Genomic DNA, 25,156 nt, shown 5'->3' with positions numbered 1-25,156 from the left:
AGCACATGACAAGAATTTTAGACAAGGATTTAATGGGCGATGAGGAACTCATCGAACGCACACTCCGCCCACAATATTTTAGAGAATACATTGGTCAAGATAAGGTGAAAGAGCAACTGGAAATTTTCATCAAGGCTGCTAAAATGCGTGACGAAGCTCTAGACCATGTTCTTCTTTTCGGACCTCCAGGACTTGGTAAAACAACCATGGCTTTCGTTATCGCTAACGAACTTGGTGTCAACCTCAAACAAACCTCTGGTCCCGCTATTGAAAAGGCTGGTGATTTGGTCGCTATTCTCAATGAGTTAGAACCAGGTGATGTCCTCTTCATTGATGAAATCCATCGTATGCCTATGGCAGTGGAGGAAGTTCTCTATTCTGCTATGGAGGATTTCTATATCGACATCATGATCGGTAGCGGAGAAACTAGCCGTAGTGTCCACTTGGACTTACCACCATTCACCCTTATTGGTGCCACTACCCGTGCCGGTATGTTGTCAAATCCCCTGCGCGCACGCTTTGGGATAAACGGACACATGGAGTACTATGAGTTAGAGGATTTGACCGAAATCGTTGAACGAACTGCCGACATCTTTGAAATGACTATCACCCACGAGGCAGCTATTGAATTGGCTAGACGTAGTCGTGGAACCCCTCGGATCGCCAACAGACTCTTAAAACGCGTGCGCGATTTCGCTCAAATCATGGGTGATGGCATTATTGATGATAAAATAACCGACAGAGCCCTCACCATGCTGGATGTTGACCACGAAGGACTGGATTATGTCGATCAAAAAATCCTCAAAACTATGATTGAGATGTATAATGGCGGACCAGTCGGCCTAGGGACTTTATCTGTCAATATCGCAGAAGAACGTGAAACCGTCGAAGACATGTATGAGCCCTATCTGATTCAAAAAGGCTTTCTCATGCGTACCCGAACAGGACGCGTAGCAACTACTAAGGCTTACGAACATCTCGGATACGAACGTTTTGAAGAAAAACAGTAAAACTGATTATAACGTCTAATCTCACTATACGGCGGTCGTCATCATTTCTTGATGTAGTGGTTGAATTGGATGTTTCAAAAGATTCCATGCCCCTTTTAATTATAGATAAGTTTTGCGGAGCAAGTCTCAGTACGTCGATTTTTCGCTCAGGAATAAACCTATTCAATTCTACAGGTTCAGCCCTAAAATGTGAGAGCAAGGATGCATTCTTTGTAATTGTTGGGAGTTCTTTAACACTCCCCTTTTTTAATGTCTCATTGGAACAAGGTTACCAATACCTCATGACAATTTGTTAAGGAAAGAACATTAATATGCATGATTTAACCAAAGGAAGTCCTATCAAGGTAATCCTTTTATTTACTATCCCACTTTTAATTGGAAGTTTTTTCCAATTAGCTTATAACTTCGCAGACAGTATCATCGTTGGGCAAACTTTAGGAAAAGAACCCTTTGCCAGTGTCGGTGCTACTGGTAGTTTAACCTTCTTAATTCTTGGCTTTGCTCAAGGATTGACAGCCGGTTTAACCATTGTCACTGCCCAAAAATTCGGCGCTAAGGATGAGAGCAGCATTCGCAGTAGCTTCGTTCACGGTCTCTTCTATTCTTTACTAACAAGTTTAGTCCTGACAAGCCTAGCCTTATGGTTTCTACGCCCTAGTTTAGAACTCATGCGAACACCAGATAATTTGATTGATCATGCCCAAAGTTTCTTAACGGCCATTTATGGCGGTATGATTTTTACGATTTTTTTCAATTATTTATCAAATGTGTTGAGAAGTTTAGGGGATTCAAAAACCCCATTGATTGCTTTGATTATCGCTAGTCTTATCAACATTATTTTAGACTTTATCTTTATCCTTAACTTCCACATGGGGGTATTCGGTGCTGGTCTCGCTACGATTATCGCACAAGCTTTCTCAGCCATTTATCTAGCCATTTATATTTATCGTAAAGTTCCTTATTTCCATATGCGCCTATCAGATTGGCGTTTGGACAAAACAAATCTCAAAAAACATGCACAATTAGGTTTTCCTATGGGATTTCAAGCCAGCATCATTGCTATCGGTGCTATCATCTTGCAAATCAGTCTCAACCAGCTGGGCACCGATGCTATTGCAGCCCAAGCCATTGCCAGTAAAACTGACCAGTTAGCCATGTTGCCGATGATTAACTTAGGGCTAGCTATGTCAACATTCACCGCACAAAATTATGGTGCCAAAGCCTACAAGCGGATTCTTCAGGGCTTGTATCGAACAATTATCATTGCTATCCTCTGGGCCATCTTCTTTGCTGCTATTTTAATTTTCTTCAATCGTTTCTTTAGTGGTCTGTTCCTGTCTGATGGTAGCCAAGCCGTTTATGATCTGGCCCTGTCCTATTATGTTATTAACGGCCTCCTCTACTGGATTCTAGCCATCTTGTTTGTCACACGAAGCTTTATTCAAGGCCTAGGTAAAGGGTTAGCGCCTACACTAGCAGGCATTATGGAGTTAGTCATGAGAGCAGGCATCGCTACCCTCGGCTCTATCTATTTCGGATTCAGCGGTATTGCAGCTTCTAATCCCGCAGCATGGATAGGAGCTCTTCTTGTTTTGCTACCAAGTACCTTTATTATGCGGAAACGTCTGAAGGCACAGGTTAAGGCACCCAGAGTGGAGTAATAACATACAAAAAACCAGAAGTCTCGAGCACTTCTGGTTTTTCTTTTTTATAGCTTGTTAGCAATTAAGCTGACAAGACTTTACGTCCTTTACGACGACGGCTTGCGAGCACACGACGTCCATTTTTAGTAGACATACGGTGACGGAATCCGTGTTTACGTTGACGACGAATTTTACTTGGTTGATAAGTACGTTTCACAGTGAATACCTCCTCATAGATTTTCGTATTCGTTTAGCCGGCTATTGTGATATCAGTTACTAAACATACCCTACTATTTTATAGGAATTCATATGCTCTGTCAAGGTTTATTTGCCTTATTTGCCAGTTTTTGATTGATGCGACGCACACTTTCTTTATTTTGCCAAGCAAAATAGAGGGCAATTAAACCATAAATAAGGAGAAATTGAAGGCTACCACCGATAATATAACCAAGCTCTAGGGGTAGCCAGGCATTATATAACAACATCCCCATAACCAAGCCATAAATCGTCAATATACTTAGGAGCCTCTTTTTGGCTTCTGACCATTTAGGATGTTCATTAATGAGAGCTGATACCCCCATCAGACCACTAGCTAGCCAATCTACCAAAGCATTCTCCCAAGTCGGCTCAAAACCATACATCAGTAGAGATAAGGTATACAAAAATGATCCAATGCCAACACCAACCATAAAATAATTAACCACTTTTTTCATCATTTTGCCTTCCTCCTATAAACCTAAGCGTTTTTCTAGAACTTTCAAATACCGTCTACTGACTGCTATCTTCAATCCTCCTGTTAAAAATGCTGTCATGTTACCAGAAAACGAGGCTTCCATCCGCTCTAAGTGCCGAATATTAATCAAACTTTGTTTAGACACTTGAATCATATCCTGACTGCCTACCTTTTCCTTAAACTGATACAAGCGTTGTCGCGTCGAAATACGACGATTTTGGTAATAGATAACAAGATAATTACCATCCACCTCAACAGCTCTCAAATCGGATAACTTCAAGATCACAATATCATCACTCGTTTTCACAGATATCACATCCGTGTTCCGTGTCTGAAAATCACCTAAATAGGTGACTAAATCTGCCACTTCTTGATCATAAGCAGATTTTTGAATACACACCGTCAATTCATCGACAGGCTTGTTTTCAAATAACCATTTCATGTCCTTCTCCCTTCTGTCTATCTTTGTACTTTTATCATAACAAATCTCTGCTAGCTTGTAACAACATATTGGATAAGTGGTCATATTGGCATGATAAGTGGTTCCTCTTTCTTAAAAATAGATACAAGAAAGACCTTTCACAATTAGAAAGCGCTAGACAATCCGTCAGTGTCTTGTCTCCGAACCTAAGACCATCTAGAGAGCTTTATAGAACAGAAACCTTCTATTTTAGTCGTATGGAAAGATGTAGATTGTCAAAAGCGAGGACTGAGATTTGATTGGCCATCCCAACGATCCATCCCGTCACCCTCCCTAACCCAAGGTAGTTACTGACTTAAAGGCATTTTATCCCTTTCATCATTTTGAAAGATATTAGTCAACTCCCCATGCCATATTAATGACTAGATTGATAATAACTCGCTGTTTCAATTAACTAAAGGGTATTTTCTAAGGAGACATCAATATTTCCATAATCATCTCCTAGTTAGTATCCTTCTCGATCAAGGCAACATCATTATTTCTCAAGCAATATTATCTCAACAAGAGTAGCAAAAAAGAGCTTGAGATATTTCTCAAACTCCAACAACAACTAATCTTCAGATAAGGTCACTACCACATAACGGTTAGGATCATCCCCTTCAGAATAAGAGGAAACACCGTCTATCTGCGAAATGGTTTTATGAACCGTTTTACGCTCACTATTACTCATTGGATCCATATCATATGGACGCCCTGACTCAATAACACGCGCTGCAATTTTTTGTGTAAAGTCAATTAAGGTCTCCGTACGATGTTCCACATAATCATGTACATTTATCGACACAGAATAGTGACGATCGTAATGATCATATAAATAATTTTGTGCCAACAACTGAAGCGCTTTTAGAACCTTGCCATGGTAACCAATCACACGCCCTGCCTCTGTAGTCTCAATTTGTAAGTTAATACGGCGACGACTGATTGTTGTCTCAATAGAAGCATCAACATCCATCTCATAGATAATCTTCTGAACATAGGCTGTCACCTGATCAGCTGCCGTCTCTAATTCTGCTGTCGTAGTAGACTCTTTGCCTTCGAGCGACTCTACTGTATCATCTGTTTCATTTTCAAGAATGACAAGACCTTTATCCGTTTCAACACCACGATCTTCGTCTGGTAAAACAATATCTGTCTCCTCTTGCTTATTTTGAGGTATCTCAGACAGCATCTCTGTTTCCTCGTCAGAAGAATCCTCTAAGTAATCTTCCTCATCATCTACCAGAACAATAGCTTCATTCAAATCAGATGTTGCCACTTCAGCTTCACTATCAATCGCAGTATCAGCCATAGCAGTAGTATCCTTATCCTGAGGAAGTATCATGCCTTCAGAAGATTCACCAGCCTTATCAACAATACTATCAGCTGTTTCTTGCGTTGTAGACCCCGCAACCTGCGAGTCAGATAACAAATCTTTTTCATCAAGGTCTGTTGTTGCTTTAGGGCGATCCTTAAAGATGCTTGTTACAGTCGTTGGTTTCTTGTCAGCGGCTTGGACATCTTCTAAACGTGAAATATCAACTTGTGCTGGCTTTTTACCAAAGCCCAAAAATCCTTTTTTCTCTTTTGAAATGACTTTAATACGTGCTTTTAAACGAGGAATGCCTAGCTCATTCAAGCCAGTTTCAATCGCTTCTTCGACATTTCTACCTGTAAATATAGCCATTTACGCTCTCCTTCCTATTTTCGACGCGCTTTTTTCTTAGCACGGCGAATACGAGCCTGACGCTCCCTCTCTTCATCTTCTAAACGTTTTCTCTCTGCAATAATTTTAAAAGGATTGTTTAACAAGAGGATTTGAACCACTTGAAAGGCATTTGATACTGTCCAATACAAGGCAATCCCACTAGCTAGGTTAACCCCCATCACCAAAATTAGAATCGGCATCACATAAGTCATCAAGGTCAAGGTGATATTGGACTCTTTAGCCGCCTTGTTCGTCAACCAAGTCGATAAGAAAGTGAATAATGCCGCTAAAATCGGTAGGATAAAGTAAGGATCACGCTCTGCTAGATTAACCCATAAAAAATGACCTTCTTTCAAGAAAGGCACCCGGCTCAAAGCCTGGTACAAAGCCATCAGAATCGGCAATTGAACTAACAAAGGGATAAACGACGCATAGGGATTAATGTCATACTTTTTATAGAGCGCCTGACTCTCCTCAGCCAATTTTAAGCGATTATCTGGCCCAGCATAGCGACGCTGCAATTCCCTTAACTCTGGTTGCAGTTCTTGCATCTTTTGACTTGATTTTAACTGCATATGGTACAAAGGCATCAGGATCAAACGAATGAGAAGGGTAAATAAAACAATCCCCAAACCAATCGAGCCACCAAAACCTAGGTAACGAATGATTTCTGCAAATAGATAAATCAAGCGATTCCAAAAACCTGTTGACGTTTCTGTCACCTGACTCGTTCCACAAGCTGTCAAGACCACTAAGGCCATTCCTAACATGACAAGAGTTTTAATTTTCTTTTTCAACGGTAGTTCCTTCTTCGTATAATTTTGCAAGTTTTAAGACATGTATCAGGTTTATTTTCATTTCATGATACGACATGTCCTCGACACCTTTACGCGCTATGACCACAAAATCATGACTGAGAAGCCCTTGGTCAAGCTCCATAACAAGGTGCCTCAAGCGACGCTTTATCCGGTTTCGCGTCACAGCATTTCCTAGCTTTTTACTAACAGATAAGCCCAGTCGGTAGTGTGGTTGTTGCTTCTTTAAATGATAGACCACAAATTTTCGGTTGGCACAACTTTGTCCTTCAGAAAATATAGCTTGAAAATCCTTTTCTTTTTTTACTCGGTATGATTTTTTCAAGATAATCTCCAAACATCTGTATTCTCCCTATTATAACAAAAAAACAAATAAAAAGCCAAAAGCCTTGCGACTATTGACTTTTAAACCTATTAGTGAAAGACATTTTCTTTGGCTTTCTGGATTTGCCAAAGAACCTGATCAAAACCTGTTCCCCCTAAAGATTGGCGTCTAGCCACGGCATTTCGACTATCCAAAACTTGATAAACGTCATCAGTAATTAGGTCTGACTGCGTTTGGTAGTCCTCTAAAGGAATGTCTTGTAAGAAAATACCTTTTTTACTACATTCCAAGACGAGGTGTCCCACAATAGCATGCGCTTCACGAAACGGTAGGCCCTTAGCGGCTAAATAATCTGCCAATTCCGTTGCATTAGAGAAATCTCGAGTTGTCGATTTGCTCATCACGTCTTTATTTACTGTCATTGTTTCCAGCATTCCTGTCATAATTTTCAAGGAAACCGTAACGGTATCAACAGTGTCAAACATACCTTCCTTGTCTTCTTGCAAGTCCTTATTATAGGCCAAGGGTAGGGATTTCATAACCGTCAGCAAGGCCATCAAGTCTCCATAAACACGACCAGTTTTGCCACGGATCAATTCGGCCATATCTGGATTTTTCTTTTGCGGCATGATCGATGACCCTGTTGAAAACGTATCTGATAAGGTTACGAATTGGTATTCGTGTGAACACCAGTTGATGATCTCTTCACAAAAACGGCTAAGATGCATCATCAAAATCGAACTGTTGCTGAGAAATTCTAAGATAAAATCACGATCAGATACTGCATCCAGAGAGTTCGCATAGGGCTTTTCAAAATCCAGTAAATCACTGGTCATTTGACGGTCAATCGGAAAGGTTGTTCCAGCCAATGCTGCTGCACCCAAAGGTGACATATCTGTATGGTAAAGATTGAAAGCAAAGCGCTCACTATCTCTTGTAAACATCTGATAGTAGGCCATCAAATGATGACCAAATGAAATTGGCTGAGCATGTTGCAGATGGGTATAGCCTGGCATAATAGTTTCAACATGTGCTTCTGCTAAATTAACCAAAGCCTGACGCAAGCCCAGTAACAACTTATCAATGTACTGCAATTGCTCTTTTAAATAAAGGTGCATATCTGTGGTTACTTGGTCATTACGCGACCGAGCCGTGTGCAATTTCCCCGCAACAGGACCAATTTTTGCTGTCAGCAAACTTTCCATATTCATATGGATGTCCTCATTGGCAATGTCAAACTGTAATTGACCCTCTTCTAACTCTGCCAACAAATCCATCAGGCCGTTTTTTATCGTTAGGGCCTCACTTTGAGTGATAATTCCAGTTTCTCCCAACATGATGACGTGAGCTATCGAACCTTGCAGATCCTGTTTTGCCATTTTCTGATCAAAACCGATAGAGGCACCAAATGCCTCTACCCATTCTGCTACTTCAGCTTCAAATCGTCCTCCCCATAATTTTTGATTTCCTGACATGGACTCTCCTTAATCTTTGTTAACTTGAGCATTGACCTGTGTTGGCAGTCCCCATAATTTGATAAAGCCAACTGCTGCTGCTTGATCAAAGCTATCTGCACTAGTATAAGTCGCCAAGTCTTCATCGTAAAGTGAATTTGGTGATTTTCTAGCAACGACTTGAGCATGCCCCTTGTACAATTTAACCTTAGCTGTACCATTAACAACCTTTTGTGTTTCTGCAATATAAGCTTGAATAGCTTGTGTCGCTGGACTGAACCAGAGAGCATTGTATACCAGGTTAGCAAATTCATTTTCAAGAACAGGTTTGAAATGAGAAACTTCGCGCGTCAAAGTCAAATCTTCGATATCTTTATGTGCTGCTAGCAAGGTAATCGCTCCTGGACACTCATAGATCTCACGAGATTTGATACCAACCAAACGATTCTCAACATGGTCAATACGTCCCACACCATGATTACCAGCGATTTCATTTAACTTTTGAATGAGCTGCGCTAGGCTATATTCCTGACCATTGATGGCTACTGGCTTACCTTCTTTAAAGGTAATGTCTACAAACTCAGGCTGATCCGGTGCTTCTTCTGGCGCTGTCGTAATCCCAAAAGCATCTTCGGGTGCTTGATTCCATGGATTTTCCAAAACACCACACTCGTTAGCTCTACCCCAGAGATTTTGGTCAACTGAATAAGGATTATCGAGATCTGCTGGAACAGGAACGTCATTTTCCTTAGCATAAGCAATCTCTTCCTCACGAGACCATTGCCACTCTCTGACGGGAGCAATCACTTTAAGTTCAGGGTCCAGCGCAGCAATGGCCACTTCAAAACGTACTTGGTCATTTCCTTTACCCGTACAACCATGGGCAATAGTTGTCGCACCTGTTTTATGAGCCATTTCCACTAATTTTTTTGAAATCAAAGGACGACTAAGCGCAGATACTAAAGGATACTTTTGCTCATAAAAAGCATGAGCTTGAAGTGCTAGCAAAACATAATCACTCGCAAACTCTTCTTTAACATCAATCACGTAAGATTCGATCGCACCAACTTTAAGAGCCTTGTCGTGAATAAAATCAAGATCCTTACCTTCACCGACATCCATACAAACAGCGACTACATCATAATCTTTTTTTAGCCAAGCAATGGCAACTGAGGTATCTAATCCTCCTGAATAGGCTAAAACTACTTTTTCTTTCGACATGTTATTTCTCCAAATTTTGTATATTTATTATATATGCAATATATTAATGCATAACAATTCATTTGTCAACTGTTTTGTATGATTATTTATGAGTTTTCTTATTATTATAAGTCCTAATCGCATACCATAGGAAAGGGCAGCTAAACGATGGCCATAAACAAATCAAGACCAAGGGGACACCACTTACTGTCGTCGGTTCCCTAATGTTCTTCCAAATAATTATTCTAAAAAAATTAAAACAAGGAACCTATTCGAAGACAAGAAATAACCATAATGACTTATCGGAAGCAAGAGCTTCTTGCTATCTGCTGACTTGACTGCAGTATAGCTGTTCTTCAAATAAGGAATATTTCGCATTTAATGAAGCCATACAGACAAAAAAACACCCACCTAAGTTAGGTGAGTGATCTTATGGGATAGCTTATTTTACTTTAGCTGTGCTTGTGATAACTTCGATTGCTTTTTTCATTGCAATGTCATGTTGAAGCATTTCTGGTGAAAGAAGCGAGCGAACTTGTGCTTCATCCATTTGATATTCTGCAGCAAGGTCTTTAATTTCTTTTTCAACTTCTTCTTCTGAAGCTTCGAAACCTTCTGTTTTAGCAACAGCTTCGATAACAAGATTAGTTTTCACACGTTTGTCAGCGTCAGCTTCATATTGTTTGTGGAGATCGTCTTGAGTTGTACCAGTCAATTGGAAGTACATGTCAGGTGAGATACCTTGACGTTGCATATTGCCCATGAATTCGTTCATAGCGCGGTGAACTTCGTCGTGTACCATTTCTTCTGGTAATTCAACGATTTCTGCATTTTCAACAGCAAGTTCAATTGCTGCTGTTTCGACAGCATCATCGTAAGCAATTTCTTTAGCTGCTTCAAGTTCTTTGCGGTATTTAGCTTTCAATTCATCAAGCGTTTCGACTTCCTCGTCGATATCTTTTGCAAGCTCATCGTCAAGTTCTGGAACTTCTTTTGCTTTGACTTCGTGAACGGTTGTAGCAAAGACAGCATCCTTACCAGCAAGATCTTCTGCTTGGTAGTCTTCTGGGAAGGTAACTTTTACTTCAACATCGTCACCAGCTTTTGAACCAACAAGTTGATCTTCAAAACCTGGGATGAATTGACCTGAACCAAGTTCAAGTGAGAAGTTATCGCCTTTACCACCATCAAATTCAACACCATCTACTGAACCAACGAAGTCGATAACAACAGTGTCGCCGTTTTCAGCTGCGCCTTCTTTGATAACAAGTTCAGCAAGATTCTTACGTTCACGTTCGATTTTCTCAGTCACTTCGTCTTCTGAAACTTCTTTAGAAGCATCAACTGAAACTTCAAGATCTTTGTAGTCACCAAGTTTAACTTCTGGTTTTGTAACAACTTCAGCTACGATTTCCCACTCTTGACCTTTTTCCATTGATTTCACATCCACCTTTGGTTGTGCAACAACATCAAGACCAAGTTCAGCAACAGCTGCTTCGTATGCTTCTGGCAAGATAGCATTCAAGGCATCTTCGTAAAGTGCTTCTTCACCAAAGCGTTGATTGAAGATAGCGCGAGGCATATGTCCTTTACGGAAACCTGGTGCATTCAAATCTTTTTTTACTTTATTGAAAGCTTGATCAAGAGCTGGTTTGATTTTATCCTGACCGATTGTGAATGTAACAACACCACGGTTAGTTGATTTGTTTTCAAATGATGTAGACATTAAGTCATTTCTCCTTAAAATTTTAGAATACAGCTTAGTTTACCATATTTGAATGATTTTTAAAAGTTTTTTATCAGTTTTCTCTTGAAAATAAAGGCATTCTCGACTTGTCATTAGCCTCTCTCTTATAACTTACAAATGCTTTTTTAGGTAATTTTTGGTAAACTACTTCTATGACATACATTGAAAATTATTGGAACAAATTACAACTTGAAGTAATTGCAGAAAATATCATATCAAAGACGGTTTCATTAATCCTACTTCTCATTCTTTTTACGATTTTAAAGAAACTCTTAGATACTCTCTTTACAAAAACAATTGAGCGATCCATCTCCTTTACAAAACAAAGCCCAATGCGCCAGCGTACCATGACAAAATTGCTCCATAACGTCATGAACTATGCACTTTATTTCTTATTGGCCTACTGGATTCTGAGCATTCTGGGAATCCCTGTCTCTAGCCTCTTGGCAGGTGCGGGAATTGCCGGTGTCGCCGTCGGACTAGGGGCTCAAGGCTTTCTTTCTGATATGGTCAACGGCTTTTTCATCCTCTTTGAAAACCAATTAGAAGTTGATGAAACTGTCGAAGTCGGAGACATCTCTGGAACTGTTGCCAGCATCGGCATTCGGACAACTCAAATTGTTGGCTTTGATGGGACACTGCATTTCATTCCAAACCGCAACATCAGTACTGTTAGCAATCAATCACGTGGCAACATGCGTGCTCAAATTGACCTCCCCATTTACACACATACCAATCTCGATAAAGTAGATGCTATTATACAGACCGTCAACAATGAGAATGTCTCTCGCTATCCTGAAATCATCAATTCACCAGACATTATTGGTGCCATTATGAATAACAATAACCAACTCGTTTTTCGGGTTAATATTTTCGTTCAAAATGGGCAACAATATCGGATATCTCCTGCTTTTTTCCAACTCTACCAAACCGCACTCTTGGAAGCAGGCATACAGCTACCAACAGTAACTCCCATTTCCCCTAGACCGTAACTCCATATCTCCTCTTTAACTTCGCATTATCAAAAAGTGATGACCGCTTTTAGGAAATTCTCTTAAGGTAGCCATCACTTTTTTTGCTAATCTTTATTAAAACTTCCTAATAGGATCCGCCGCATACTATCCGCTTCCTATGATTGAGTGTCTAATCGGGTTGCTGACCATCATGTGCTTTCCATCTACATTCTGACAATTCCATATCAGTAAAAGTGGCTGTGAAACTGGAATATTCAGGTGAACAAGCGTAAAGACCAAAGGTAATTTTTCCAGCCCCTTGGTAAAAGTGACAAATTCGCATCTGCTTGAAATAAACTCCGTCCTCTGAATTTTCAAAACAAAAATCCGAGCCCCGTCTACTTAGTCGAAACCACATGGACTTCACTTCAGCTCCGATTTCCGTAGTTGCCCAATCTGAATATCCTTGATTGGTAACTACTGATCCAAGATGTTGAAAATCTTCATTTTCATATTCAATCGAGCATTTAAGCCAGTTTTCCGAGTTCTGATAGACCACAATACCGCATTGATCAAACCTAGTGTGACTATCCGCAAAATCTGTCTTAACTGTAAACGAAAAATACTCCTCTTCCGTTTCCATTTGTAGAACAGGTGCAGTGTCATTAACAAAATGGTAGTAGGTTTTTTGCCAAAGATCAGTATGAGGCTCCGTCGTGATGGAAATACGATTTTCTGCTATTTTATAATCTTGGGGCGGACGTGTCCAAACTAAATTTTTTATTGCAAATTTTGGCATTGAATTAACCCTTTCTTATGTTATCCTCTTGATAATGTGCACGCGCGCCACCAATCAGTTTAGGACGACTGGCAAGGGCTGTCACGTGCGCGCCACCTAATTCTCTTTGAATAGGGCGTAATGGCACCTGCACACGCTTGACGTGCATGCCAATAGAGGTGTCCCCAATATCTAAACCTGCTTGGGCAACTACTTCTTCAACTTCAACAGGATCCGTCATGAATTTGAAAGCAGCCAATTGCCCACTTCCACCAGCATGTAAGCTAGGGAGGACATTGACAATTTCCAAATCTTTTTGTAAGGCAAATGCCCTTTCAACCACCAGGGCACGATTGAGGTGTTCGCAGCCCTGAACAGCTAGAAAAATACCCGACTTTTTTAGTTCCTCTAAGATCGTTTTCACAACAACTTCACCGATCTCCTGACTGGAATTCTGACCAATCATCCCACCAGCAACTTCACTAGAAGATAGGCCTAACACAAAAAGTTGGCCTTTTTGAATCGCTGATCGTTCAATAATATCGGTAACAATTGCCCGGGTCTCATCTGCTAGATGCTCCATTTCCATTGTGTCTTGCCTCACTTTACATCATTACTAACGATTACTAGTATATCAAAAATCAAAGGTTTAGTTTTAAAAGGGCTTTGTAAATCACAAATCCAAGGGCCATTCCAAAAAGATTTTGCAGGATATTACCCCATATACCCGCCCAAGCAGCGCCTAGGCCGTAGCCAAGGAAAAGTGCTGCTAAGAAGTACCAACCAACCATGGCTAAACTAGCTAATAGTAATCCTAAAAAACGCTTTTTCCCAGTCCAACCACCAAAGTATCCCTGAGCACCATGAGCAATAAGACTATGCACCATGTACTGCGGATAACCGAGCAAGAGGTCAATCAAAAATCCTGACAAACCTCCTACGACAGCACCGGCTTTAGAGCCTAGGTAAAAAGCTGTCGTATAAATCCCAACATCTAATAGGGTCAAAAAACCTGTTGGAGTTGGAACATGAATATAAGCAAGGACAACACTTAAAGCTGTCAATATCGCCCATAAACTTAATTGTTTTGTATTAGTTTTTTTCATACTGTGTTACTCCATAATCATTAGAAAACGCGATAGCTTGGTAGACAAAATCTTTTGCCGCACGGGTAGCTTCAACAATGGACAATCCACGTGCCAAACCACTAGCAATAGCCGATGCGAAAGTACATCCAGCCCCTTGATTATTACGTTTCAAGAGCGGAGCACAGAGGTGCTCTACTGAGCCATCTTCTGTTACCAAAACATCTAAAGCCTCATCTTCAGTTAATCTAGCCCCCCCTTTAATGACCACATGATGGGCGCCTATAGCTTGCAATTGAACAGCTGCCGCTTCCATACTAGCCGTATCAATAAGCGATAACTGAGATAATAGCTGTGCTTCTTTCAAATTCGGCGTTATCACAGTCGAAAGAGGAAAGAGCTGACGCATAAATTCCCCCATACGAGCCACTTCTTGATCCGCATTTTCCTTAAAAACCAAAACCGGATCAAGCACCACTGGTAAGTGTGGCCTCTCTTTCAAAAAATCCAATACAGACTGAGCTATAGCCTCATTCGGTAAAAGACCAACTTTTATCGCTACAAAAGGGACTTGAGCCAAGCTGTCTAGCTGCTTCTGAAAAATATCAGTAGCCACAGGAATAATCTCAAACCCTTCTTCAGTAACGGCTGTCAAGCATGTTTGAGCGACAAATCCATAGAGGCTATGAGCTGTGAAGGTTGCCAAATCAGCCTGCATACCTCCGCCACTCAAAACATCATTACCTGCAATCGTTAGGATGTAATCAGTCTTCATAGATAATCTCCTTTAGATAAAGACCGTTGCCTGCAGCCGTCGGTCCAGCTAAATCACGGTTACGACTCTCTAATACTGTCCGCACTTGGCTCACCGGCATACGGCCATTGCCAATCTTCAACAAGGTTCCAACCATGTTACGAACTTGTTTGTAGAGAAAACCATTGCCCGAAAAGGTAAAACGTAAAAATCCCGAACCTGGGTCTACGGTCAATTCAGCCTGAGTGATTGTCCTAACTTTATCGAGGACAGAAGTCCCCGACGCAGTGAAGCCGGTAAAATCATGTGTCCCGACCAAATCTTTCATAGCTTCCTGCATCAAAGCCACATCTAGTGGATAGGGATAGGCTGTTGCATAATGGCGCATCATGGGATTTTTGGGACGGCCTGTATCCACCAAAAATTCATAGGTTTTACTGTGTTTGTTATAACGTGCATGAAAGTCGTCAGAAACTAACTCTACTTTCACCACATCAATGTCCTCAGGACACTGTGTATCCAATCCAAAGCGTAATTTCTCCACATCACGTACCTGTGGCAAATCAAAATGAATAACTTGCCCATAAGCATGTACTCCAGCATCTGTACGACCAGCACCATGAATCGTGACAGGTTGCCCACTGTTTAATCGAGAAAGGGTCTTTTCAATTTCTTCTTGAACCGTTCTCTCGCCAGGTTGCCTTTGAAAGCCCGAAAAGAGTGTTCCATCATAAGAAATAATCGCTTTATATCGTGTCATAGTCATGATTATAACAAACTTTCTCAACTTCTTAAAGCAGACATTGATCGGCATTTCGTAAGACCTAACTAAAATGTTTAATAGACTCCAATAAATCACCCGTTTTTGTTATACTAATAAAAACGCTTACTTTTTATCAAAATGGAGGTATCTTATGTCCAAACTAAGTCATTGGCTCCTTTTACTCTGCCTAATCTTATTTGCTAGTGCCTTTTACCTTGATATCCTGACACTTTTCCCCGATCATTGGGGAACAACGGTCACCCTTTTCATTCTTCCACCCTTAGCTCTGCTAGGAATCTGCTTGACGATTTGGTATAAACACTGGGCCCACTTACTAGCTTTCATTCTCTTTGGCTTGTCATTTCCGCTGACTTTTTTGATAGCGAGTCTTTTCGAAGCACTGTCGTTAAACCTACCAATCAATGTTAACAACCTTTTAGTCTGGATACTTATTGCTATCCTAGCTATTATCCCTATACTCACTTACAAGATAATCAAGGAAACGGCACAAGCCAGCTGGTTCAAGAGCTTGATTACCTTGATCATTGGAGGGCTTTACCTGCATTTTCTCTATTTAACTTTGACATTATTATAATCGCTAAGCAAAGCACTCTTTGGCAAATGCTAAAGCGACATCGACCATACAATCCTTTCTTTCGAGGTTGACATCATTACTAAGTGTCCTCTCATCTAAACTTCGATCTTGAAATTTCCAACTGAACCAAAAAACTAGAAATGATTGATTTGTCGAAAGTCAGCTAAGGCTCTGATTGCAATATTTACGTAGAAAACCGACCGCTCACGCAGTCGGTTTCATTATTTATGACTGGTCACATGCCAAGCGTGACAGCAGAGACACTGGTAAGAGCGCACAAGAGACCTAGCTCCCCACTCTTTTTTGGCCTGCCGGCATTTTATGATGAACTATTCTGCACGAATCCTATCCGGAAAACTGGCCTTGTCCGAAGGGCATTCCTTGAGCCGTTAGCCCTGGATGGTTTTTAGCGATTTTTGACGACAGGTTCTGGTCAATTCGCCCTCCACAATCAAGAAAACTGTGATAAAAACCTAGTTCTTAAAACTATGAATCGGTGCTGGAATTTGTCCGCCACGGTTGATGAAGTCTGCTGACGAAGCCTGATTGACCTTCATGACAGGGGCTGTTCCCAAGAGTCCACCAAACTCAATCATATCGCCTTCTTTTCCAAGTGGAATAATGCGGACCGCAGTGGTTTTCTGGTTGATAACACCGATAGCCGCCTCATCTGCAATCATGGCTGCGATGGTTTCAGCTGGCGTCGTCTCAGGAATAGCAATCATATCCAGACCAACTGAGCAGATAGCTGTCATAGCCTCTAGTTTTTCAAGATTGAGCGAGCCATTTTGCACCGCCGCAATCATGCCCTCGTCCTCAGAGACAGGAATGAAGGCACCAGACAAACCGCCAACTTGGTTACAAGCCATAACACCGCCTTTTTTAACAGCATCATTGAGAAGAGCAAGGGCAGCTGTTGTCCCGTGGGTACCGACCGTTTCCAGTCCCATTTCCTCTAAGACACGCGCCACCGAGTCCCCAACAGCAGGTGTTGGAGCAAGTGACAAGTCAACGATACCAAACTTGACACCTAGACGCTCACTGGCCATATTGCCAACCAATTGACCGATACGGGTAATCTTGAAGGCTGTTTTCTTGACTGTTTCCGCCACCACATCAAAACTCTCGCCACGGACTTTTTCCAAGGCCCGCTTGACCACACCGGGACCTGACACGCCGACGTTGATGACGACATCTGCCTCACCGACACCGTGGAAGGCGCCCGCCATGAAAGGATTGTCCTCTACGGCATTGGCAAAGACGACCAACTTGGCAGCACCCATTTCAGATGCCTCAGCCGTCTCCTTGATGATGCGCCCCATATCCCGCACCGCTGTCATATTAATCCCTGACTTGGTGGAGCCGATATTGACAGACGAACAAACCTTTGAAGTCTGCGCCAAGGCCTGCGGAATGGAATTGAGGAGAATTTCGTCTCCTTTTTGATAGCCTTTTTGAACCAAAGCTGAAAATCCACCGATGAAGTCAATGCCAATCTCATGGGCAGCCTTGTCCAAGGCATGGGCCAAAGGCAGGTAATCCATCGCATCTGTCGCCGCACCGATCAGGGAAATCGGCGTCACAGACACGCGCTTGTTGACGATAGGAATTCCCAACTCAGCCGCAATCTCATCACCAACGGCCACCAGGTTCTTAGCCTTGGTTGTGATTTTCCTGTAAATCTTCTCCGCAGCCTTATCAATATCTGAATCAATACAGTCCAGGAGGGAAATCCCCATGGTAATGGTCCTAATATCGAAGTGCTGCTCCTCGATCATCTCAATGGTTTCAGTAACTTGTCTAATATCCATGGTCTACCTCTTACAAATTGTGCATGGCATCAAAGATCGCCGCACTCTGAATGTTGATTTTCACATTGAGCTCCTGACCGTAGGCCTCAAGCTCTGCACGCAAGGCCGTGAAATCCTTCTTCCCATCAGCCGATACCACCGCCATCATGGTAAAATACTCATCTAAAACGGTCTGAGAAATGTCATCGATATTCAAATCCAGATCAGCAATTTTGCCCGCAACACCGGCAACGATTCCCTTGCTATCTTTTCCAACTACAGTGATAATGGCTTTCATAGGTCTACCTCAATTAAAATTTTTTACATTTTATCATAATTTCGGCAAAAAAGGATAGAAAACCTCAAATTTTCCATCCTTAATCCGAACTTTTCGTGATTTTGTCTTTCAATATTCCGTCTTTCGTTTCTAAGGAGGGGATCAATCTGTCAAATCACTGGCTCAACAGTGACTTAATACGATTAATGTCCAGACGTTTCATTTTCAAAATTTCTTGATGAAGTTGCTGTAACTGCTCTGGTCTTGCCTTATCATAGGCTTCCATGAGCACACGAGGGACAATTTGCCAAGAGACACCATAAGCATCCCTAGCCCAACCACAAATCTCTGATTCAGGGACCGCTGACAAGTGCTCATAATAAGCATCCGCCTCCTCCTGTGTCTCTACATAGATCATAAACGAGAAGGCTTCATTGAAACTATTTTCACCACCATAGCCATGATCCATTAAAATGAGGTCTTGATCACCAATCCGTAATTGGCTGTAATTAATCTTAGCTGTTGCCAAAGGAGCCTCTCCATCTTTATAATAAGAAATTCGCTCAAGCTGACTATTATCAAAACATTTCTGATACGTTTTTAAGGCACCTTCCGCGAGACCAACTTGATGCTCTGAAAAAAGCGTTCCATCATAAGAAATCGTCGCTTTATATCTTGTCATAATGTTGATTATAACAAACTTTTCCAACTTCTCAAAGAGAGGATCGTAAACACTTTAGTTCAAAAGGCCTATTCTCCTTAGGATTAGTGGACTCTCTCTGGATGTTGCTACTTAACTTTACGGTTGATAACCAACTAAGAGAAGCGCTCTTTAGCAAATGCCAAAGCAATATATGCGATGCGATCTTTCGTTTCGAGGTCCGCATCATTACTAAGGGTTCTCACATCCCAAACGTCAGCATCTAAATTATCAGCTGAGTAGAAAAACTGGAAGTGACTGATTTTTCGGAAGTCAGCTAAAGCTGCAATAGCAGAGCATTCCATATCGACACATATCGCACCTTGAGCTTTACGTCTAGCCATCTTATCTACCGTTTCCCGATAGATACCATCAGTTGTCCATACCTTGCCTTCTGTATAAGAAACCTTTTGCTTGTCAAGGAAACTTTTAAAATCCTCATGAAAATCCTGGTTAACCATTATCTCATCGCTAGGGGAAAGGTAGTGAAAACTAGTCCCCTCATCACGAAGTGCAGCCCTTGGAATGATAATAGATGTCTCTGCAATGCTGCTATCAAGGACACCACAGGTTCCAAAGACTACTAAGTTTTTCATTCCCATCACAATTAAATCTTCAAGAACGGCAACACAACCAGCAGCACCAACATAAGAATTGAAAAAACCAAGTTTGTGCCCATCAACGTCTATTTCGTAAATGGAGATATCAAGATTAGCGACACTCGTTGTCACCAAATGCTTATGCGGTAACTCCTTTAAAATCCGCTCAAAAGTCCCTCTGGCGAAGCAAGTAACTACCGTTTCTGGGAAGTTCTTGATAGGCTCATTAACCATATCTGGATTTATAATGGCTTGTTTATCAGTGTCGAATTCTTCTAATAACATAGGCAAGTCTCCTTAGGAAAGTTTAAGATAGTTTAACACAATTTCATCGAAAATCAAGAACCTTAAAAACTCTCCAGATTTTGGAGAGGCCTATGAATTTAGTAACTTTTCAATTTCTGCAATATCTAACCGTTTCATTTTTAGAATAGCTTGATTGAGAGTTTGCATTTTTTCTTGTGAACTTGTCAATTGAGAAGCCATCATCATGCGAGGAACAATTTGCCAAGAAACACCGTAAGTATCTTTAGTCCAACCACAAATTTCTGCCTCAGGAACAGCAGATAAGTGCTCATAATAAGCATCAGCTTCTTCTTGGGTATCAACTAAAAGCATAAAGGAAAATGCTTCGTTGAAACTATTTTCGCCACCGTAGCCATGATCCATCAAAATCAAATCTTGATTCCCGATTCGCAGCTGACTGTAATTAATTTTAGCCTCCTCCAATAAAGCCTCACCTGACTGATAGTAAGAAATGCGCTCAACATAACTACCAACAAAGTATTCCTGATAAGTTTTTAAAGCATTTTCCGCTAAACCAACCTGATCCTCTGAAAACAGCAAGCAAAATGAAACCCTAAACGATTCCGTAATTTCTGGATTATAAGATAATTGCCATGATAAACCATATTTATCCCCAACCCAAGCATAATAGGGACTAAAATCATATTCATCCAAAGGCATAAGTTCACGTCCACCATCCATCAACCCTTTATAAATACGGTTAAGTTCCTCTTTAGAGGACAGGTCTATCATGAGCGAAATCGACTCATTAAGCTGGAAATAAGGACCTGCACTAATCGCCGCCATTGTCGTATCTCCTAAGTGAAAATGAATCATTTCCGCATCACCAGATGGCGTATCTGTAATTGTGTAGCTCCAGTCAAGGCCTGAATCGGGAAATAAACTCGTATAACGCTCCACAGCTTCTCGAGCCTCTGTGTCATACCAGAGATGGGGAATTAAAATTTGCATAGTATTGCCTCGCATTGTTTTGATGATTTATTATAACACTAAAAATCCCCAACCTCTAGTCACCTTACAAACTTCATCGTTTTGAACAGGAAAAAGGAGAGCTAGTCTAGCTCTCCCTTAGTATCCATTATAAATCATCTATAGCATCTTTAACCTTGTCAAAGAAGCCTTTTTTCTTCTGAGGACGGATACGATCTCCACTAGCTTCTGCAAAAGCATGAAGCGCTTCTTTTTGGGCATCGTTAAGCTTGGTTGGCGTCACAATATTGATTGTTACATGCTGATCACCTTGACCATTACCACGGAGACGTGGGGCACCTTTGCCTTTCAAGCGGAAAGTCTTACCGGTTTGTGTTCCAGCTGGGATGGTCAATTCAACATCACCATGAACAGTTGGAATATCCACAACATCACCTAATGCAGCTTGGACAAAGCTGACATCCATCGTATAGTAAATTGTTGAGCCTTCACGTTCAAACTTGTCACTCTTCATCACATTGATGATAACGAAGAGATCACCGTAAGGACCGCCATTGAAACCTGCTTCTCCCTGTCCTTGCAAACGAATCTGTTGACCAGTTTCGACACCTGCTGGAATTTTAACATCAACTTTGTGTGTTTCTTTCTCATGTCCGCTACCATGACAAGTTGGACATGGATCCTTGATCTCTTTACCAGTACCATGACAGACATCACAAGTCACTTGGCGACGCATCATACCAAGCGGAGTTTGAGTGTCCACATTGATAACCCCTTGACCATGACATCGGCTACACGTAACAGGCTGTGTTCCTGGTTTTGCACCGTTACCATGACAAGTATGACAAGTCGCTTCACGGCTATAAGTCACTTCTTTTTCTGCCCCAAAAATAGCTTCTTCAAATTTTAGGTTAACACGGTATTGAAGATCATCTCCCTGACGTGGTGCATTAGGATTGCGCGAAGCACCGCCACCACCAAAGAAACTAGAAAAGATATCTTCAAAACCACCGAAGCCACCAGCGCCATCGAAGCCACCGAAACCGCCAGCACCTCCGCCGAAGCCACCTTGGGCACCAGCAGCACCATATTGGTCATAAGCAGCACGTTTTTGGCTGTCACTTAAAGTTTCATAAGCTTCCTGGACATCCTTATATTTTTGTTCAGCACCAGCTTCCTTGTTGATGTCAGGATGGTACTTTTTAGACATCTTACGATAAGCTTTTTTGATCTCATCTTGAGAGGCATCTTTAGAAACCCCCAGACGATCGTAAAATTCAGTATTGTTCATATAAGATACCAAGCCCGTTAAAAGCAAAGTGAAAATAGGAAATCGGCAGAAAATCCTGATTTTCTAGACGATTTATCTTTTTCACACAGCTTTTAGGGAGGGTTCATTTCCTTTCGTTAAATAATAGACGAAACTCAGAAAGTAGCCCGTGTTCAGTTCAGAACACTTGTATTCCTTTCTGTAATTTCATCTCAAAGAAAAATAGGAAAGCGTCAGAAAACCTTGATTTTCTAAACGATTTATCTTTTTCATATATCTTTTGGGGTGGGTTCATTTCCTTTCTTTAATAAAGGTTCTTCTCTCAATAAATTACTAAGAAGTAGGAATTTTAATGACGGACGTCTTGCGTCCTAGTTAAAATTATCTTTTTGGCCCAGTCCCTAGCCCGTGTTCAGTCCAGAACACTTGTATTTCTTTCTATTCGTTAAAAGGTTTGTCTTTTGTTTTGATCATTTTCATAGTCGATTAGGGTCGCTACGTTCCCCTCTATTCTCAAAAACAGAGGCTGGGTTGCAACCTCTGTGATTGAATGTTTCTAGTTTTCTAAATCAAGGACAGCAATCAACTCGTCATGATCCAATTCACCCGTTTCATAGAATCCACAAGATGAATACAAAGACTGAGTAGCTTGATTTTCGGGTTCATAAGATAACCAAAAATAGTTTGCAGGTCCACATGGAAGTTGTTTAACAAATTGGATTGCTAGTTCAACAGCTTGCCTACCATAACCTTTTTGTTGATAATTTTTATCAATTATCAAACGCCAAAGATTATAATTTTGATCTGCTATATCAGGAGCGTCCTGCCAACATTTGCCATAGCCTATCATCATAAATCCAATCAAAGTATTGGAGTCGTAGATTCCAAATGGGAAGACTTGGGCTTCTGTTTGCTCTTTGAGAACCAGATAGGCTTCTGACAAACTAATCGAATTGCTAGCAACAAATTCTTGTTGTTCTTCAAAAACATCTAATTTTAAAATATCCCAAATGTTTTCTCCGCTTACTGCTTCCAATTTCAACATAGAATCCTCCGAATTGGACACCTCTCAGTTGCTATTCAATATTTTGTCCACAGAACATTGTTATGACGAGCTAGTAAAACACCTAGGTTATCCGCCATAGCAGTAACCATTAACTGATGAGCTACTTTAGTAGCCATCAGTTTTGGTGTGTTATTTCTCCGTAAACTCCCCATCCACGACGTCATCACCTGAATCGTCAGCTGCTTCTGCACCTTCTGCGCCTCCAGCTGCTTGTTGTGCTGCGGCTGCTTGTTCATACATTTTAACAGCAAGAGCTTGTGCTTTTTCGTTAAGAACTTCAAGTTTAGCTTTCATGTCTTCAAGGTTGCCTGATTCTTGAGCGGCTTTCAACTCGTCAAGAGCTGCTTGGGCTGCATCACGTTCCGTATCGAAACCTTTACCTTCTGTTTCTTTGATGGTTTTTTCTGTTGCAAAGATTGCTTGATCAACTTCGTTTTTAAGGTCAACTTCTTCTTTACGTTTTGCATCTGCTTCTGCATTTGCTTCAGCATCTTTCATCATGCGATCAATTTCTTCTTCAGAAAGACCGTCGTTTGATTTGATAACGATGTGTTGCTCTTTTTGAGTACCAAGATCTTTAGCTTTTACAGAAACGATACCGTTTTTATCGATGTCAAATGTTACTTCGATTTGTGGCACACCACGAGGAGCTGCAGGAATATCAGTCAATTGGAAGCGTCCAAGTGTTTTGTTATCTGCTGCCATTGGGCGTTCCCCTTGAAGAACATGGATATCAACGGCTGGTTGGTTGTCTGCTGCTGTTGAGAAGACTTGAGATTTAGATGTTGGAATGGTTGTGTTACGATCAATAAGTTTTGTAAAGACAGCACCCATTGTTTCAATACCAAGTGACAATGGTGTGACATCAAGAAGAACAACGTCTTTAACATCACCTGTAATCACACCACCTTGGATGGCAGCACCCATAGCAACAACTTCATCAGGGTTAACTGATTTGTTTGGCTCTTTACCAGTTTCAGCTTTAACAGCCTCAACAACTGCTGGGATACGCGTTGAACCACCAACAAGGATAACTTCATCGATTTCTGAAAGAGATAATCCAGCATCTGAAAGAGCTTGACGAACTGGTGTTTTAGTACGCTCTACAAGGTCACGAGTGAGGTCATCGAATTTAGCACGTGACAATGACACTTCTAAGTGAAGCGGTCCAGCATCACCAGCTGTGATGAACGGCAAGCTGATTTGAGTTTGTGTCACACCTGAAAGGTCTTTTTTAGCTTTTTCAGCTGCATCTTTCAAGCGTTGAAGAGCCATCTTGTCTGATGAAAGGTCGATGCCGTTCTCCTTTTTGAATTCAGCAACCAAGAAATCGATGATTTTTTGGTCAAAGTCGTCACCACCAAGTTTGTTATCACCAGCAGTAGCGAGTACGTCAAAGACCCCATCACCAAGTTCAAGGATTGAGACGTCAAATGTACCACCACCAAGATCAAATACCAAGATTTTTTCGTCTTTATCTTGTTTATCAAGACCGTAAGCAAGGGCAGCTGCCGTTGGTTCGTTGACGATACGTTCTACTTCAAGACCAGCGATTTTACCAGCGTCTTTTGTAGCCTGACGTTGCGCATCGTTAAAGTAAGCTGGAACTGTGATAACAGCTTTCTCAACTTTCTCGCCAAGGTAATCTTCCGCATAACCTTTAAGGTACTGAAGAATCATTGCTGAAATTTCTTGTGGTGTGTATTCTTTACCGTTAGCAGCAACTTTTTCAGAAGTTCCCATTTTTGACTTAATAGAAATGATTGTTTCTGGGTTTGTTACTGCTTGGCGTTTAGCGGCATCACCAACGATGATTTCGCCGTTTTTGAATGACACTACGGATGGTGTTGTACGGTTACCTTCTGGGTTTGCGATAATTTTACTTTCAGTTCCTTCAAGAACTGCAACAGCTGAGTTAGTTGTACCTAAGTCAATACCGATGATTTTAGACATGTGTTTTACCTCTTTTTTGTTTTTTTATAATACTCTCTTTAGGTGGTCGGGTCGCCAGCAGCCACCTGCGGTGTCTAATGGCTAAACTTTGAGCCTAAGTCTCAAAGTTTTCCCCGAAGATAACCTATCAGTTATTTTCTTTTGACCACGGCGGAGAGCATTGTGTTAGCTCGCTTTCGCTCGCTGGTTCATTCATAGTTTGTAGTTTAATGACATTTCGGTCAGGGGGCACGGCGACGAAGTTG

The 25,156-nt window shown here is 41.3% G+C and carries 26 protein-coding genes; 4 read left to right on the top strand and 22 right to left on the bottom strand.

Annotation, left to right across the window (positions count from 1 at the left end):
• Window positions 1-5: 5 nt before the first annotated feature.
• Window positions 6-1,010 carry a Holliday junction branch migration DNA helicase RuvB gene (gene ruvB / locus G574_RS0101830; RefSeq protein WP_029690703.1) on the top strand — a complete coding sequence of 335 codons (1,005 nt, stop codon included), beginning with the start codon at window positions 6-8 and terminating at the stop codon, window positions 1,008-1,010.
• 311 nt (window positions 1,011-1,321) lie between these two features.
• Window positions 1,322-2,671: an MATE family efflux transporter gene (locus tag G574_RS0101825; RefSeq protein ID WP_029690702.1), complete on the top strand. Its 1,350-nt coding sequence runs from the start codon at window positions 1,322-1,324 to the stop codon at window positions 2,669-2,671.
• Window positions 2,672-2,735: 64 nt separating this feature from the next.
• On the opposite strand, the gene rpmH is transcribed toward G574_RS0101825, so the two are convergent.
• From rpmH to tig, 9 genes are all read right to left on the bottom strand, one after another.
• Complete coding sequence (rpmH, locus tag G574_RS0101820; RefSeq protein ID WP_000831903.1) at window positions 2,736-2,870, bottom strand: 50S ribosomal protein L34; 135 nt, start codon at window positions 2,868-2,870, stop codon at window positions 2,736-2,738.
• 100 nt (window positions 2,871-2,970) lie between these two features.
• The gene (locus tag G574_RS0101815) at window positions 2,971-3,369 is read right to left on the bottom strand and encodes a DUF3021 domain-containing protein (protein ID WP_170236891.1); all 399 of its coding nucleotides are present in this window, start codon (window positions 3,367-3,369) and stop codon (window positions 2,971-2,973) included.
• 12 nt (window positions 3,370-3,381) lie between these two features.
• A complete protein-coding gene (locus G574_RS0101810) occupies window positions 3,382-3,828 on the bottom strand; it encodes a LytTR family DNA-binding domain-containing protein (RefSeq protein WP_029690700.1) in 447 nt (148 codons plus the stop codon).
• 589 nt (window positions 3,829-4,417) lie between these two features.
• On the bottom strand, window positions 4,418-5,530 hold the full coding sequence (gene jag, locus G574_RS0101805; protein WP_029690699.1) for an RNA-binding cell elongation regulator Jag/EloR: 1,113 nt from the start codon (window positions 5,528-5,530) through the stop codon (window positions 4,418-4,420).
• Between the two features lie 14 nt (window positions 5,531-5,544).
• Window positions 5,545-6,348 carry a YidC/Oxa1 family membrane protein insertase gene (locus tag G574_RS0101800; RefSeq protein ID WP_029690698.1) on the bottom strand — a complete coding sequence of 268 codons (804 nt, stop codon included), beginning with the start codon at window positions 6,346-6,348 and terminating at the stop codon, window positions 5,545-5,547.
• Window positions 6,332-6,691, bottom strand: coding sequence for a ribonuclease P protein component (gene rnpA / locus G574_RS0101795; RefSeq protein ID WP_029690697.1), 360 nt, complete (start codon window positions 6,689-6,691; stop codon window positions 6,332-6,334). The genes G574_RS0101800 and rnpA overlap by 17 nt, the downstream gene beginning before the upstream one ends.
• A gap of 89 nt (window positions 6,692-6,780) precedes the next feature.
• On the bottom strand, window positions 6,781-8,166 hold the full coding sequence (gene argH, locus G574_RS0101790; protein ID WP_029690696.1) for an argininosuccinate lyase: 1,386 nt from the start codon (window positions 8,164-8,166) through the stop codon (window positions 6,781-6,783).
• Window positions 8,167-8,175: 9 nt separating this feature from the next.
• Window positions 8,176-9,366 (bottom strand): argininosuccinate synthase, encoded by a 1,191-nt coding sequence (locus tag G574_RS0101785; RefSeq protein ID WP_029690695.1) that lies wholly within the window; start codon window positions 9,364-9,366, stop codon window positions 8,176-8,178.
• Window positions 9,367-9,787: 421 nt separating this feature from the next.
• Window positions 9,788-11,071 (bottom strand): trigger factor, encoded by a 1,284-nt coding sequence (gene tig / locus G574_RS0101780; protein ID WP_029690694.1) that lies wholly within the window; start codon window positions 11,069-11,071, stop codon window positions 9,788-9,790.
• A gap of 173 nt (window positions 11,072-11,244) precedes the next feature.
• Here tig and G574_RS0101775 point away from each other — a divergent pair, with 173 nt between their 5' ends.
• On the top strand, window positions 11,245-12,084 hold the full coding sequence (locus G574_RS0101775) for a mechanosensitive ion channel family protein (RefSeq protein WP_029690693.1): 840 nt from the start codon (window positions 11,245-11,247) through the stop codon (window positions 12,082-12,084).
• A gap of 151 nt (window positions 12,085-12,235) precedes the next feature.
• Here G574_RS0101775 and G574_RS0101770 read toward each other — a convergent pair whose 3' ends face one another.
• Genes G574_RS0101770 through truA form a run of 5 tightly spaced genes read right to left on the bottom strand, consistent with a single transcriptional unit; the run spans window position 12,236 to window position 15,422 of the window.
• The gene (locus tag G574_RS0101770) at window positions 12,236-12,844 is read right to left on the bottom strand and encodes a DUF1349 domain-containing protein (protein ID WP_029690692.1); all 609 of its coding nucleotides are present in this window, start codon (window positions 12,842-12,844) and stop codon (window positions 12,236-12,238) included.
• 4 nt (window positions 12,845-12,848) lie between these two features.
• Window positions 12,849-13,412 (bottom strand): TIGR01440 family protein, encoded by a 564-nt coding sequence (locus G574_RS0101765; RefSeq protein WP_029690691.1) that lies wholly within the window; start codon window positions 13,410-13,412, stop codon window positions 12,849-12,851.
• Between the two features lie 52 nt (window positions 13,413-13,464).
• Window positions 13,465-13,929 (bottom strand): ECF transporter S component, encoded by a 465-nt coding sequence (locus G574_RS0101760; RefSeq protein ID WP_029690690.1) that lies wholly within the window; start codon window positions 13,927-13,929, stop codon window positions 13,465-13,467.
• Window positions 13,916-14,683 (bottom strand): bifunctional hydroxymethylpyrimidine kinase/phosphomethylpyrimidine kinase, encoded by a 768-nt coding sequence (locus tag G574_RS0101755; protein ID WP_029690689.1) that lies wholly within the window; start codon window positions 14,681-14,683, stop codon window positions 13,916-13,918. The genes G574_RS0101760 and G574_RS0101755 overlap by 14 nt, the downstream gene beginning before the upstream one ends.
• Window positions 14,673-15,422, bottom strand: coding sequence for a tRNA pseudouridine(38-40) synthase TruA (gene truA / locus G574_RS0101750; protein WP_029690688.1), 750 nt, complete (start codon window positions 15,420-15,422; stop codon window positions 14,673-14,675). Before truA ends, G574_RS0101755 begins: the two co-directional genes overlap by 11 nt.
• Window positions 15,423-15,576: 154 nt before the next feature.
• Here truA and G574_RS11070 point away from each other — a divergent pair, with 154 nt between their 5' ends.
• A complete protein-coding gene (locus G574_RS11070) occupies window positions 15,577-16,020 on the top strand; it encodes a hypothetical protein (RefSeq protein WP_051130518.1) in 444 nt (147 codons plus the stop codon).
• 473 nt (window positions 16,021-16,493) lie between these two features.
• Here the strand turns inward: G574_RS11070 and G574_RS0101740 are convergent, their stop codons facing one another.
• The 8 genes from G574_RS0101740 to dnaK all read right to left on the bottom strand — a co-directional run bounded on the left by G574_RS0101740 (window position 16,494) and on the right by dnaK (window position 24,911).
• On the bottom strand, window positions 16,494-17,831 hold the full coding sequence (locus tag G574_RS0101740; protein ID WP_029690686.1) for a PFL family protein: 1,338 nt from the start codon (window positions 17,829-17,831) through the stop codon (window positions 16,494-16,496).
• Between the two features lie 10 nt (window positions 17,832-17,841).
• The gene (locus G574_RS0101735; protein WP_029690685.1) at window positions 17,842-18,108 is read right to left on the bottom strand and encodes an ACT domain-containing protein; all 267 of its coding nucleotides are present in this window, start codon (window positions 18,106-18,108) and stop codon (window positions 17,842-17,844) included.
• A gap of 154 nt (window positions 18,109-18,262) precedes the next feature.
• A complete protein-coding gene (locus tag G574_RS0101730) occupies window positions 18,263-18,769 on the bottom strand; it encodes a VOC family protein (protein ID WP_051130517.1) in 507 nt (168 codons plus the stop codon).
• A 134-nt stretch (window positions 18,770-18,903) separates the two neighbouring features.
• A complete protein-coding gene (locus G574_RS0101725; RefSeq protein WP_029690683.1) occupies window positions 18,904-19,671 on the bottom strand; it encodes a nucleoside phosphorylase in 768 nt (255 codons plus the stop codon).
• Between the two features lie 90 nt (window positions 19,672-19,761).
• Window positions 19,762-20,643 (bottom strand): VOC family protein, encoded by an 882-nt coding sequence (locus tag G574_RS0101720; RefSeq protein WP_029690682.1) that lies wholly within the window; start codon window positions 20,641-20,643, stop codon window positions 19,762-19,764.
• Between the two features lie 127 nt (window positions 20,644-20,770).
• Window positions 20,771-21,913, bottom strand: coding sequence for a molecular chaperone DnaJ (gene dnaJ, locus G574_RS0101715; protein WP_029690681.1), 1,143 nt, complete (start codon window positions 21,911-21,913; stop codon window positions 20,771-20,773).
• Between the two features lie 535 nt (window positions 21,914-22,448).
• Window positions 22,449-22,937, bottom strand: coding sequence for a GNAT family N-acetyltransferase (locus G574_RS0101705; protein ID WP_029690680.1), 489 nt, complete (start codon window positions 22,935-22,937; stop codon window positions 22,449-22,451).
• A gap of 150 nt (window positions 22,938-23,087) precedes the next feature.
• The gene (dnaK, locus tag G574_RS0101700; RefSeq protein ID WP_029690679.1) at window positions 23,088-24,911 is read right to left on the bottom strand and encodes a molecular chaperone DnaK; all 1,824 of its coding nucleotides are present in this window, start codon (window positions 24,909-24,911) and stop codon (window positions 23,088-23,090) included.
• Window positions 24,912-25,156 lie beyond the last annotated feature (245 nt).

The organism is Streptococcus hyovaginalis DSM 12219 (assembly GCF_000420785.1).
Classification (GTDB): Bacteria; Bacillota; Bacilli; order Lactobacillales; family Streptococcaceae; genus Streptococcus; species Streptococcus hyovaginalis.
The sequence above is the reverse complement of the archived record's forward strand: the minus strand, read 5'-3'. Positions and strand labels throughout refer to the sequence as shown.